10 protein-coding genes are annotated in these 13,367 nt (G+C 45.0%); 5 read left to right on the top strand and 5 right to left on the bottom strand.

The features are described 5' to 3' along the window. Positions 1-190: 190 nt before the first annotated feature. From OQJ75_RS03555 to OQJ75_RS03545, 3 genes are read right to left on the bottom strand one after another with little or no spacing between them, the layout of a single operon-like run. Complete coding sequence (locus tag OQJ75_RS03555) at positions 191-3,298, bottom strand: efflux RND transporter permease subunit (protein WP_265971014.1); 3,108 nt, start codon at positions 3,296-3,298, stop codon at positions 191-193. Continuing rightward, positions 3,295-4,632, bottom strand: a complete 1,338-nt coding sequence (locus tag OQJ75_RS03550; RefSeq protein WP_171308577.1) for an efflux RND transporter periplasmic adaptor subunit — start codon at positions 4,630-4,632, stop codon at positions 3,295-3,297. Before OQJ75_RS03550 ends, OQJ75_RS03555 begins: the two co-directional genes overlap by 4 nt. Next, a complete protein-coding gene (locus OQJ75_RS03545; RefSeq protein WP_265971013.1) occupies positions 4,632-5,291 on the bottom strand; it encodes a TetR/AcrR family transcriptional regulator in 660 nt (219 codons plus the stop codon). Before OQJ75_RS03545 ends, OQJ75_RS03550 begins: the two co-directional genes overlap by 1 nt. A gap of 568 nt (positions 5,292-5,859) precedes the next feature. Here OQJ75_RS03545 and leuA point away from each other — a divergent pair. From leuA to OQJ75_RS03520, 5 genes are all read left to right on the top strand, one after another. Beyond that, positions 5,860-7,407, top strand: coding sequence for a 2-isopropylmalate synthase (gene leuA, locus OQJ75_RS03540; RefSeq protein ID WP_265971012.1), 1,548 nt, complete (start codon positions 5,860-5,862; stop codon positions 7,405-7,407). Positions 7,408-7,504: 97 nt separating this feature from the next. After that, the gene (gene leuB / locus OQJ75_RS03535; protein WP_265971011.1) at positions 7,505-8,596 is read left to right on the top strand and encodes a 3-isopropylmalate dehydrogenase; all 1,092 of its coding nucleotides are present in this window, start codon (positions 7,505-7,507) and stop codon (positions 8,594-8,596) included. 117 nt (positions 8,597-8,713) lie between these two features. Further along, positions 8,714-10,126 carry a 3-isopropylmalate dehydratase large subunit gene (gene leuC / locus OQJ75_RS03530; RefSeq protein ID WP_265971010.1) on the top strand — a complete coding sequence of 471 codons (1,413 nt, stop codon included), beginning with the start codon at positions 8,714-8,716 and terminating at the stop codon, positions 10,124-10,126. 14 nt (positions 10,127-10,140) lie between these two features. Next, complete coding sequence (leuD, locus tag OQJ75_RS03525; protein WP_265971009.1) at positions 10,141-10,743, top strand: 3-isopropylmalate dehydratase small subunit; 603 nt, start codon at positions 10,141-10,143, stop codon at positions 10,741-10,743. Between the two features lie 174 nt (positions 10,744-10,917). Further along, entirely contained in the window at positions 10,918-11,700 is a 783-nt protein-coding gene (locus OQJ75_RS03520) for a DUF547 domain-containing protein (RefSeq protein WP_265971008.1), read from the top strand. 100 nt (positions 11,701-11,800) lie between these two features. Here OQJ75_RS03520 and OQJ75_RS03515 read toward each other — a convergent pair whose 3' ends face one another. Together OQJ75_RS03515 and djlA are read right to left on the bottom strand one after the other, a co-directional pair. Then, positions 11,801-12,346, bottom strand: coding sequence for a DUF924 family protein (locus OQJ75_RS03515; protein ID WP_265971007.1), 546 nt, complete (start codon positions 12,344-12,346; stop codon positions 11,801-11,803). A 59-nt stretch (positions 12,347-12,405) separates the two neighbouring features. After that, entirely contained in the window at positions 12,406-13,260 is an 855-nt protein-coding gene (gene djlA, locus OQJ75_RS03510) for a co-chaperone DjlA (protein WP_012603164.1), read from the bottom strand. Positions 13,261-13,367 lie beyond the last annotated feature (107 nt).

The raw sequence follows: 13,367 nt of genomic DNA, 5'->3' as shown, positions 1-13,367 counted from the left end.
ATGAAGTAAAATGAAATTTGTTCTAGAGACTGTGTTGCCACTGTCCCATCCGAAAGGCCAAGGATGTACACGAAGAATCGCACCCAGCAAGTTAACCCAGATAGACAACGACTCAACCAATAAAAAAGCGACACTAGGTCGCTTTGGTTTAAATCGATTTCGCTCCTTTATAAAGGAGTCAATACAACGTCTATAATTCGAGTGGCTCGTGCTTTTTCACCAAACCAAAGTCCGCCAGTATTGCGTAAGCCGCCGGAATCATAAACAGCACCAGTAAGGTCGAAGCAAAAATACCAAACACAATTGATATCACCAGCGGTTGGATAACCTGAGCCTGCAAGCTGGTTTCTGTTAGCAGTGGTAGCAAACCTGCGGCTGTGGTCATTGAAGTCAAAAATACTGCTCGGAAACGCTCGCGACTCGCTTTCACCACTGAGTCATGTACGCTATCGCCTTCATCGACGTGATGGCGAATGTATTGCACTAACAAAATAGAATCATTGACCACGATTCCGGCCAGCGACACAAAGCCCATCATGCTTGGCATACTCAAAGCGTGCCCAAGTATCCAGTGACCAACAACCACCCCAATAAAGGCGAGTGGAATCGCCAACATCACGACCACAGGCTCTAAGTAGCTTCGGAATTGATAACTAAGAATCGCAAACACGCCGAATAGGCCGAGCAAGAAGCCTTTGCCCATCGAGGCTCCAGTCTTAGCTGCATCTTTGGCTTCCCCTTCGAAATCAAAGCGCAAGCCCGGGTACTTCTGAATAAGTTTGGCTGCTTCATCTTTTTGGAACTGAGCCAAAATTGCTGACGAGCTCGCCTTCTTATTATCAATATCACCAAAGATACTGATGGTTCTTAAGCCATCGATGCGCTGGATTCGCACGTAGTTACGTTGGAAATCTAATGTCGCCAATGTTGCTAGCGGGATCTGACTGCCATCTGCGGTAATGATAGGGAAGTTAGCCAGCTGCTGTATGTCGCCCGCTTGTTCCTTATTAAGACGCACCTCAATCGAGATGTTCTCAACACCGATTTGAATCTCGTCTGCTGTTTGTCCAAAAAAGGCTGCACGTAACTGAGACGCAATCATCTGCCCATTCACATTGTAGGTTTCGGCTCCAGGGCGCAGCTTGACTAAGATCTCTTCTTTACCCATGCGCATGTCATCAAGTACACCATGCACCCCGTCAAACTGATTGAGGTATTCCTGAATCTCCAGAGAAGCAGACTTCAATTCAGCCAGATCATCATGTTTGGCACGGATCTCGATAGCACGGCCACCCGGCCCCATCGTCGGTTGTTTAAAAACCAGCGAGATAGGATCAGCCAAATCGCCAATATCTTCACGCCACGCATCAATGAAGTCATCGATAACCGTATTACGGCTCTCTGCTCCGCGTAAGTCTAAACGCACAGTGGCTAAATGTGGGCCTGATTCATTGGCGTCTGCGTTGGCATTGAATTGGCTGGTGATATGCTCAACCAATTTATTACCGTCCTCAGCCTCTTCGCTCCATTGCTCATTCAAACGCTCAGCAGAAGCGACAATTTTGTCGACGACTCTCTCGGTTTGAGACAATGACGCACCCGGCGGAAGAATGATACGCGCTTCAGCGATGTCTCCATCCAATTCGGGGAAGGGTTGGAACTTAACAGCGCCACCCGCAATCAAGGCAATAGAAAGTAACAACAGTGTCAGCACTCCGCCCATAAAGGCATAGCGGAACGTCACGACCTTCTCGACCATGTTCATCAAAGTTGTATTGCGGAAGTTCTCAAATTTTTCAAGCAACACCACTTTGAAGCGCAGCGCTGGCTTGTCATTCTTTTCTTTGTGTAATGAATGAGACAAGTGATTAGGTAGAATCAGGAAGGCTTCAATCAAGCTCAACGAGAGCACTAATATCAATACTTGAGGAACAGCCTTAAGCACCGCGCCCATCTCTCCATCGAGGAACAACAAGCTACCGAAAATACACACCGTAGTTAAAAAAGAAGATAACACCCCGGGAAGCACTTTCTTAACGCCGTTGTACACCGCATCATCAACGTTTTGCCCCCGATCTAAATGGGACGCTATCGATTCGGCAATCACGATGGCATCATCCATCATGATACCAATCGCCATCAACAGTCCGACCAGCGACATAATGTTAATCGACAAACCTAAGTTCGCCATTAAGAACAAGCCTCCAAGAAAGGCAACAGGCAAACCAGCCGCAACCCAGAATGAATAGCGTAAGCTGAAGAACAGCCACATGGTGGCAAATACCAGCACAATACCTTGCCAGCCGTTACGTACCATCATGGTGAGGCGATCCCACAGCACAGAAGAGAGATCGTTGGTCATTTGTAGCGTCACACCATCAGGGGCAATCGCGCTCTGATCTTCAACAAATCGTGTCACGTTGTCTTTGATTCGAAGCGCATCGTCTTCTTTGTTTTTGCTGATCTTTAACAAAGCAGAAGGCTTGCCATCGAACAGGACTTTCTGTTCATCAAGTTCAAAACGATCGGTGATCTTCGCGATATCTCTTAAACGGATCACAGAACCGTTTGGTGCCGATCCAACAACAATACTCTCAAGCTCAACAGGCGTGACCCGTCTCTCATCAAAACGAATCAGGAAGTTTTTGTCTGGCGTTTCAACATTGCCACTCGGTAGCTTTACATTCTGACGACCAATCTGGTCTGCGATATCACCGACACTCAAACCCAGCTGGCGAATCGCTTGGGTATCCAGTTCCACACGATATTGGTGATCAGAGAAGCCGCTAACATCGACCAGTGAAACATCATAATCAAGCTTCATGATACGTTTGAGGTCTTCAGCGTAGGCCTTAAGCTCCGGCCACGACGTTTCTGCTGTGATGGCGATATCAACAACCGGTTCATTCCAATCCAGTTCTTGAACAACTGGCGATTCAATCTCGCTCGGAAAATCATTGATCGAGTTGATCTGAGTTTGTACGTCCACCAGCATTCGGCCAATATCCGCTTTCTCATTCAACTTCAGGATTAGACGTGCGCTACCTTCGATAGCTTCACACTGAGTCTCTTCAATGTTAGCTAGGCCATCGACGGCATCTTCCATTCGTACACACAAGCTTTCTTCCACTTCTTGTGGTGATGCACCGGGATAAACGATGGCAGCCATAATATAAGGCGGATCATAAGCGGGGAAGGTTTCACGCTTGATGGTTGATAATGAGCTGATACCCATGATCAATAACCCAAGCATCAACAAGTTTGCCGCTGTTGGGTGCCTAGAAAAGAACTTGATCATGACGCGCTCTCCTGAGTATCAGATTCAAGCTTAACCTCTTCAGAGTTCGATTCTTTCAGTAACATGCCTTCGATAGCTGGTAGGACGTCATTAAGAACCAATTTATCTCCCGTTTGTAGCTCGCCACTCACAACCACTTGGTTATCTCTGCGATAAAGCACTTCAACATTCACCACTTGCAAGCGCTGATTGTCATCCATCAGGTAAACCTTGTCACCGTGCAATGCTCGCTCTGGAACCACCCAACTTAGATTCGCGACACCTTCAATCTCAGCTTTTACAAACATGCCGTTGACCAACGGGGTCGCATTGCTTGGCTGCAGTTGTGAATAGTCTTGAGCGATCTCGAGAATAATCCCTGCTGTCGCTTGGTTTTCATCAACCGTCTCACTGATTCTTGCCACCTTCGCAGGCCAACTCAGGTTCAGGTTGCCGCTGTTAAGTTGAATCGTCGCTTTGATTGGCGCTTCATAAGGATTAGGGATCCCTGCAGCATCGCGAGGGAATTGATTAAAGCTCGAGGCTAAAGTTTGCATATCGTGAATAGAAAGTTGCGCCTCCACTTCCATGACATTAATTCCGTGAGCAACAAACATCTCTTGCTGAAGGTTAACCACTTGGTTTTGTTCGATATCAACCTGAGCAATTCGCATCGCTCTTGGCAAAATGATAGTGGTCTTATCGAGAGAGCGCTGCGCCTCTTTTACTTTAGACACATTGACCTTTATCACCGCTTCCGCAACACGTTTTTCATCAGGCATTAAAGCGATTTGGTTCGCGATATCCAACACTAGCTTCTGTTGAGACAGTGCACTTTGCTGTTGCAGGTCGACATCCGATTGAGAAGTCAGCCCTTTCTTACGCAGATCTTGTTTACGTTGTAGCTCTTTGTTGCTGATCACTAAGCGATTCTTTTCGATCTTAAGAGTCTGATTCAGGTTGTCTTCTTCTTGATTCAATTTCGCTAATGAGGTTTGGCTTGATTTTAGATCCGCCTCTGCTTGTATCAGTTTCAATTCGTAATCCAATGGATCAACCTTGAGCACGACCGTTCCCGCAGGGATCACCTGACCTTTCTCAAGATCCGGGTGACGATAAACGATCTGTCCAGTCACCTCGGCAATCGCTTTCCATTCGACTTTCGGCACCACTTTGCCAAAACCAACCGCTAACGGTGCTATCAGTTGTTGCTCTAGGCTTACTGTATCAACTAAGCGAGCTCTATCACCCGCGGGCTTGGTTGGAAGATCCGGCTTCAAGTTAATCGCAACCACAAGGCCAATGACACCAACCGCAAGTGCCGGAAAGAAGAGTAGTTTTTTATTTATTTTCATTATCTTTGGTCCTGCACTGAAGAAGGGCTAGGCGTGTTTATAAAGCCTTCTGTCATCAATTGAATGTTGTGTTCGATTAAACGGTTAAGAAATTCTTCATTAATCTCAATACCATGGATTACTAATAGAGGGGGCGGTGCAATGAATGGAAATACCATCAAGCTTATATACGACACGCGACAGAGCTTGGGATCCATCTCTTTTCTTAAGACACCTTGTGCCACCAACTTTTCAAAAATGACATCTTGGGCTGGCTTGGCCACATCGAGGAAAACCTTTTCGAGCAACTCTCTTTGCACTTCAGAGGGAGGCATATTCATCACTTGAGCTATCAAGCGAGGAAACTTCGGCACCTTGACCATCTCTTTGTAGTAAGTCCGCATTAAATCAAGAAAGTTCTCATGACTGCTTTCTTCAACCAACCTTTGCATTTGCAATTGCATCGGTCGTAGCGTTTCACGCAGCATCGCTTCAAACAGACCTGCCTTACTGCCAAAGTAATAACGGATCATCGCAATATTCACACCCGCACGCTCAGCAATCAGGCGTGTCGAGACCTTGTCGTATGGCTGAACGACAAACAGATCACGAGCATGCTCAATCAATAACTGTCGAACATCTAAGTTCTTTTGAGGTCGCCCCGCTTTTCGTGCCGTCATGGCAAAAATCCATCTCTATAATTAATCATCTGATTAATTATAGAGATAAACAGGCGTAACAGTAGAAGATTAATTACTCACTATTTAATCAAGCGATTAATTAATTTGGTCACGCTTGTGATTTTTTTGGTGAATCGTTCCATCAAAAAGATTTACTACAAAGTTTTAACCTACACATAAGCCAAACGATAAACTAACCTCCCAACACAAAACCACCAATCAGATGATTTTGCCAATAAAAATACAATAAACAGCACAAACCAAAACAAAACGTCGTCAATGCACGCTGATATTGGATTTTCTTGTTTGACGCTCAGAATAAATTGCGGTAAATATGGTGTTAACAGTTTATTTACGGATATTTGTGTAATGATTTTTTCTTCTTCTCGACTGCTGAAGCTTCTCCTTATCGTGAACCAATCGCGCGGGTAAGTTGTGGGTCAAGAACTACACAAATATTAAAACCCGCACTGAGCGGGTTTTTTTGTAACTGGCACTTTTAAAAGAACATCATTCTTAATAATAATTTGGATAGCAATCGATTCATTATCGATATAAGGAAGCACCCATGAACGATCAAGTAATAATTTTTGATACTACCTTACGTGACGGCGAGCAAGCATTAGCTGCAAGCCTTACGGTAAAAGAGAAGTTACAGATCGCTTATGCTCTTGAGAGACTGGGTGTAGATGTTATCGAAGCTGGCTTCCCTATCTCTTCTCCGGGTGATTTTGAATCAGTACAAACCATCGCTAAGCACATCAAAGACAGTCGTATTTGTGCACTTTCTCGTGCCGTAGCGAAAGATATCGACGCCGCAGCAGAAGCGCTTAAAGTTGCTGACCAGTTCCGTATTCATACCTTCATCTCAACATCAACAGTTCACGTACAAGACAAATTACGCCGCAGCTACGACGATGTAGTAGAGATGGCAGTAAAAGCCGTCAAACACGCGCGTAACTACACCGATGATGTTGAGTTTTCTTGTGAAGATGCCGGTCGTACCCCTATCGACAACCTATGTCGTATGGTTGAAGCCGCGATTAACGCAGGCGCTAAAACCATCAATATTCCAGACACGGTGGGCTATACAGTACCGAATGAGTTTGGTGGCATTATCAAAACGCTATTCGATCGCGTACCAAACATCGACCAAGCCATCATCTCTGTTCACTGTCACGATGACTTGGGCATGTCGGTTGCAAACTCAATTGCTGCAGTACAAGCCGGTGCTCGTCAAGTTGAAGGTACTATTAACGGTATCGGTGAGCGCGCTGGTAACTGTTCTTTAGAAGAAATCGCAATGATCATCAAAACTCGCCAAGAGTTACTAGGTGTTCATACTGGTTTGAATCATCAAGAGATTCATCGTACCAGTAAGTTGGTGAGCCAACTTTGCCACATGCCAATCCAAGACAACAAAGCTATCGTCGGTGCGAACGCATTTAGCCACTCTTCAGGTATTCACCAAGATGGCATGCTAAAGAATAAGAACACTTACGAGATCATGACTCCTGAGTCTATTGGCTTGAAAAACAAGGCATTGAACCTAACAAGCCGTAGTGGCCGTGCTGCTGTTAAGAGCCACATGGACGCAATGGGTTATAAAGACAATGAGTACAACCTAGATTCATTGTACGAAGACTTCTTGAAGCTTGCTGACCGTAAAGGTCAAGTATTCGATTACGACTTAGAAGCATTAATGCACTTCGCGAATCTACGTGATGAAGATGACTTCTATAAACTTAACTACCTAAGCGTACAATCTGGTAGTGTTATGTCTACGACCAGCATCAAACTGCAATGTGGTGATGAAGAGAAGTGCGAAGCCGCTGTCGGTAACGGCCCTGTTGATGCGTTATACCAATGTATCTACCGCTTAACAGGCTACGAAATCGCGTTGGACAAGTTCGACCTGACTGCAAAAGGTGAAGGCGAAGATGGCTTAGGTCAAGCGGACATCATTGCTAACTATAAAGGCCGTAAGTACCACGGTACTGGCGTTTCAACCGATATCGTTGAAGCTTCTGGTCAAGCGTTGCTACACGTTATCAATAGCATTCAACGCGCAGACACTATTGCTGAAATGAAGCAGCAAAAATTCGCGACAGTTTAATACTCCAATAACAGAGCCCTAGAGCCGATGTTGTTGGCTTTAGGGACAAAATTTAAAACGAGCCAAACAGCTCAGTAACAAGAATTAAAGGATTAACATGACAGATAAATCATACAAAATTGCCGTACTACCTGGTGATGGCATTGGCCCAGAAGTAATGCAACAAGCACACAAAGTGCTAGACGCGATTGAAAAGAAACACGCAATTAGCTTTTCTCGCGAAGAGTATGATGTTGGTGGTATCGCAATTGATAACCACGGCTGTCCACTTCCAGAAGCAACAGTTGCAGGCTGTGAAGAATCTGACGCGGTACTTTTTGGTTCTGTCGGCGGCCCTAAATGGGAACACCTTCCACCAAACGACCAACCTGAACGTGGTGCCCTACTTCCTCTTCGTAAACACTTCCAACTGTTCTGTAATCTACGTCCTGCACAAATTCACAAGGGTTTAGAGTCTTTCTCTCCTTTACGTGCTGATATTTCAGGTAATGGATTCGACATCGTTGTTGTTCGTGAACTAACCGGCGGTATCTACTTCGGCCAACCTAAAGGTCGTGAAGGCGAAGGCGCAACTGAAAAAGCGTTTGATACTGAGGTTTACCACCGTTACGAAATCGAACGTATTGCAAAGATTGCGTTTGAATCTGCTCGTCTACGTAACAAAAACGTTTACTCAATCGATAAAGCGAACGTTCTACAAAGCTCTATCCTATGGCGTGAAGTAGTTGAAGAAGTCGCGAAAGACTACCCAGATGTGAAACTGAGCCACATGTACATCGACAACGCGACCATGCAGCTAATCAAAGATCCTTCTCAGTTTGACGTGATGCTATGTTCGAACATCTTCGGTGACATCATCTCTGATGAGTGTGCAATGATCACTGGCTCTATGGGAATGCTTCCTTCTGCAAGCTTGAACGAAAGCAACTTCGGCTTATACGAACCAGCAGGTGGTAGTGCTCCGGATATCGCAGGCAAGAACATTGCGAACCCAGTCGCGCAAATCCTTTCTTCAGCACTAATGCTTCGTTACAGCTTAGGCGAAGAAGCTGCAGCGCAAGACATCGAAACAGCGGTATCTAAAGCACTTTCTGCAGGCGAGTTAACAGCAGACCTTGCAGGCAAAAACCAAGCGCTGACTACCTCAGAAATGGGTGACAAGATCGCTGAGTACATCTTAGCTTCATAAGCTAGATGCTTAGATTAGAAGCAAGTACATAAGAATAATATCAAGCCAAGTCTGCTTAAACCGTATGACTTGGCTCGAAACAAACACTGGGACTGATGCTCCCAAGGAAGAAAAGCTATGTCGACAAACCAGCAAGCAAAAACCTTATACGAAAAAGTTTATGATGCTCACGTTGCGGTTGCAGCGAAGGGCGAAACGCCAATTCTTTATATCGATCGCCACTTAGTCCACGAAGTAACGTCGCCACAAGCCTTTGATGGCCTGCGTGAAAAAGGTCGTAAAGTTCGCCAAGTCGGCAAAACTTTTGCGACCATGGATCACAACGTATCGACACAAACCAAAGACATCAACGCTTCTGGCGAGATGGCTCGTATCCAAATGGAAACGCTATCGAAAAACTGTGAAGAGTTTGGTGTCACGCTTTACGACCTAAACCACAAATACCAAGGTATTGTGCACGTAATGGGCCCTGAGCTAGGTATTACTCTGCCGGGCATGACCATCGTATGTGGTGACTCACACACGGCAACACACGGTGCATTTGGTTCACTAGCATTCGGTATCGGTACTTCAGAAGTTGAGCACGTTCTAGCTACTCAAACGCTAAAACAAGCTCGCGCAAAAACCATGAAGATCGAAGTAAAAGGCAAGGTTGCTCCGGGCATCACGGCAAAAGACATCGTGCTAGCGATCATCGGTAAAACAACGGCTGCTGGCGGTACTGGCTACGTGGTTGAATTCTGTGGTGAGGCAATTACCGACCTTACGATGGAAGGTCGTATGACAGTATGTAACATGGCAATCGAGCTAGGTGCGAAAGCGGGTCTAATTGCCCCTGATGCAACGACATACGAGTACATCAAAGGCCGCAAGTTCTCTCCACAAGGCGAAGACCTAGAAGCGGCAATCGAACACTGGGACACATTGAAAACCGATGCTGACGCTGAATTCGATGCGGTTGTCACACTAGAAGCGGCAGACATCAAACCACAAGTCACTTGGGGAACCAACCCTGGGCAGGTTATTTCGGTAGACACACCAATCCCTGCACCAGAAAGCTTTGCAGACCCTGTTGAAAAGGCATCTGCAGAAAAAGCGTTGGCTTACATGGGTCTTGAAGCGGGTAAATCTCTATCGGATTACAACGTCGATAAAGTCTTCGTAGGTTCTTGCACTAACTCGCGTATCGAAGACATGCGTGCAGCTGCTGCGGTAGCGAAAGGCCGCCAAGTAGCGAAGCATGTTCAAGCATTAATCGTTCCGGGTTCTGAGCAAGTAAAAGCACAAGCAGAAGCTGAAGGCTTAGATGTAATCTTTAAAGAAGCCGGCTTCGAATGGCGTTTGCCAGGTTGTTCTATGTGTCTTGCAATGAACAACGACCGCCTTGGTCCACAAGAGCGCTGTGCTTCTACATCAAACCGTAACTTTGAAGGTCGCCAAGGCCGTGATGGTCGTACGCACCTAGTTAGCCCAGCAATGGCAGCCGCAGCCGCTATCGCTGGTCACTTTGTCGATATTCGTGAACTTTAATTAGAGGATTTAACATGTCAGGTTTTCAACAACACACCGGATTAGTCGTTCCTCTAGATACGGCCAACATCGATACTGATGCGATCATTCCGAAGCAGTTTCTACAGAAAGTAAACCGCATCGGTTTTGGTAAGCACTTGTTCCACGATTGGCGCTTCCTAGACGATGCAGGCCAACAACCAAACCCTGAGTTTGTAATGAACGAAGCTCGCTACCAAGGCGCTTCAATTCTTCTAGCTCGTGAAAACTTCGGTTGTGGTTCATCTCGTGAACACGCACCTTGGGCGCTTGCCGATTACGGTATCCAAGTAATGATCGCACCAAGCTTTGCCGACATTTTCTACGGCAACTCGATCAACAACCAAATGGTGCCAGTTCGATTGACTGAGCAAGAAGTGGATGAGTTATTCCAATTCGTTGAAGCGAATGAAGGTGCAGAAATCACTGTTGATCTAGAAGCAACGAAAGTCAGCGCGAACGGTAAAGAGTACTCGTTTGAAATTGATGAGTTCCGTCGTCACTGCTTACTGAATGGTTTAGATAATATCGGCCTTACACTTCAACACGCCGATAAGATCTCAGAGTTTGAAGCTAAGATTCCTAGCTTCCTAAAATAATGAGACGTTTTTGAATGAATCCAAAGGTTGGCCTAGTGCCAACCTTTTTTATTTAGCTGAATATATTTATTAGACTTAACTTCTTTATGTGATTAAGCGCGTTATTTAACTGAAGAGCTGTGAAAGAAAATGGTAAGCCATAAGGTCTTAGTAGTCAGTCATCAGGAGAATGCCATGAAACAACTACTTTTTATTGTCAGCCTACTTTTCTCAACGTTAGCTTGGTCTGCACCTAAATCCGATCTTTGGCCATACTGGAATCAAAGCAACGAAACCAATCTAGAACAGGTATCTCATCAAGATTGGCAGCTATTCCTCGACAACTACTTAGTCAAACGAGGACAAAATACGTTAATTCGTTATCAGGCAGTGACCGCGACTGACAAGTCAAAACTGAAGCAATACATTAAGCAGTTAGAACAGGTTAACCCACTCGACTACTCAAAAGCAGAGCAGTATGCCTATTGGGTTAACTTATATAACGCCGTGACTGTCGATTTGATTCTTAATGCATACCCAATTAAATCTATCACTAAGCTCGGCGGACTATTCAGTTTTGGACCTTGGGGAGATGATGTAGTTGCAATTAATGGAAAGACACTGACACTCAATGATATCGAACATCGAATTTTAAGACCGATTTGGCAAGACCCTCGCACGCATTACGCGGTGAATTGTGCAAGTCTAGGTTGTCCTAACTTACAACCTCAAGCATTTACTTCTGATAATACAGAAACGCTGCTAGAACTCGCTGCTGCTGAGTATATCAATAGTGATAAAGGTGTATTGGGTAACAACAACCAGCTTCAACTGTCATCGATTTACGAATGGTTTGCTGTGGATTTTGGTACAGAAAAACAACTCATTCAACACTTAGACCAATATCGAACTCAACCTGTAACGAATACAAAAAAAATCAGCTATGACTATGATTGGTCACTTAACCAAGCAAACTAGTTCTAATGCGAGAGTTAATCACTAAAGCTAAACAAAAAAAGAGGCTAGAAGTTTTATTAACCACTAGCCTCTTCTCAATTCTTTGACCGTATATCCACAATTAAAAGCTTGAGTCTGGTTGTTGTAAGAACTCAATTTCCTCAGGAGTCGAAGTTCGACCTAGTACTTCATTACGGTGTGGGTAACGACCAAAACGCTCAATGATCACCTTATGCTTAAACTCAAAATCCAGGTTATTTTCTAACCCTGTCTGGGAAAAAAGCATCACAGCCTGCTCATGCATCATCAAAGACTCACTGTGCATGTAAGGCATGTAGAGAAAGCTTTTTTGCTGTTGATTGAGTTGGTGATCAAAGCCACCCGCTACCGCTTCTTGAGCTAGAACCAACGCCATAGGATCTGCAGTAAACGCATCTGGACTATTTCTACCAAGATTCCGAGAAAACTGGTCAAGCACGATAATCTCAGCCAAGCGACCCTCTGCTATCTGACGCCATTCAAATAACTCACCTTGAATGGCGGCTTTGTGCAGTTCAGAAAAACGAGACGCTATCAAAGCATCAATCTCGGCGCCGCCAGTAAACCAATCTTTAGGCGTCAATTCATCAAACCAAAACTCTAGAACATCCTGATACGTTACCGTCATATAATTCCCTTTAATAAAAAACCGAGTCAGTAAATGTCATGATTCGGTTTAGTGTTCGATTACTTAAAACCTTTGACCTTCTTTATCAGGTCATACGCATTCTGAATTTCTTGCGATTTTTCTTTCGCGACATTCATCATCTCTGGCGGTAAACCCTTCGCCATCAATTTATCTGGGTGATGTTCATTCATCAGTTTACGGTAGGCTTTCTTCACCTCTTTACCATCAGCACTTTCACTCACACCAAGAACCTTATATGCGTCGCCAAGTTGGTTCTGTTGTGAAGCCTGTTGCCAACCTGATGATTGCCCGTGACCTTGATGACCACCAAAGCTTCCACCTTGCTGTTGAAAACGGAACGCTGCTTCTTGCATCTGTAAGCGGCGTTCTAGTTGCTCTGCCGAAAACCCAAGGCCTTGCGCTATCTTATGCAGAACTTGGCGCTCACTAGGGTGCAAGCTTCCATCAGCAAACGCTGCGGATACTTGTAGCTCTAAAAAGAACTGAAGGAGATCAAAACGGCCACCCGATGAGATCTTCACACGCTCAAGTACATCACTTAACGGGAAGTCACTCTCTTTACCATCACGGAACGCATCTTGCGCTGCTTTACGTTGCTCGCCATGCAGGTTCATACGCTCCATCATTGTAGAAGCAAGCTGAATCTCTTCAGGTGTTACCTGCCCTTTTGCTTTAGCAACATGTCCCATAACCGCAAAAGCCGCTTTAAAGAACTCGTTCTGCCTTTCTGCTTGGCTTGGTCCACGACCAAAACCAGAACTATTGAACCCCGATTGGTTTAAACGTCGAGCCTTATCAAATTGATGCCCCAAAAATAGGCCAAAAACTAAACCAAGCGGACCTCCAAATAAAAAGCCAAAAAAAGCGCCCAAAATTTTGCCAAATATTTGCATTATGTGTTCTCTATCTATGAATTTTGTCTGAGTAACGCTGTCTGATGATGCTGAATGCTAATATTTCCTTTATCATAAGGAAAATGCTTTATTAATTGGATTGATAC

Origin of the sequence: Vibrio sp. 14G-20, from assembly GCF_026241515.1 — a bacterium.
Taxonomy (GTDB): domain Bacteria; phylum Pseudomonadota; class Gammaproteobacteria; order Enterobacterales; family Vibrionaceae; genus Vibrio.
This window is presented reverse-complemented; position numbering and strand designations above follow the sequence as displayed.